Consider the following 419-nt stretch of genomic DNA (forward strand, 5'->3'; position numbering starts at 1 on the left):
GCGCTGATGGGGTTGGGCCTGAGCGAACGAGATGGCATCGTTGTCGGGCTCGGCGTTGTGATAGGCGCTCTGATCAGCGCAATCGTCGGCTATGTGAGCTATGCTTTGGTACTTGCCATCCCCTATTTCTTCGAGCATTTGCCCGACTATTGGCATGCTTTCGTCAGCTATGWCAGCTGACAAATTACACGCTTGCATAATCTGGAAAACATGTCGCATTATGATCAATGCGACGTCGTGACTGGCCGCGCAACGACGCCCCCTCTCGTTCCATTGTGGCCGCACATTTAGGAGTTCGGGGAATGGCAGATCGTATCATCGTCTACTGGCGCGACATACCCGCGCAAGTGATCGTCAAGAAGGGCCGGCAGAACGCCAAACGCGAGCTTTCGGTGCGTTTTACCGAAGCGATCGACATG

At 54.8% G+C, this 419-nt stretch carries 2 protein-coding genes; both read left to right on the forward strand.

Annotation, left to right across the window (positions count from 1 at the left end; translation table 11 throughout):
- A partial coding sequence (locus AC1D0P_RS30485) for a hypothetical protein (protein ID WP_477680145.1) occupies positions 1–180 on the forward strand: 180 nt, incomplete at its 5' end.
- A gap of 122 nt (positions 181–302) precedes the next feature.
- Positions 303–419 (forward strand): virulence factor (locus tag AC1D0P_RS30490; protein ID WP_477680146.1); only part of this gene is annotated, 117 nt, incomplete at its 3' end.

The organism is Polaromonas sp. P1_G2, from assembly GCF_056405515.1.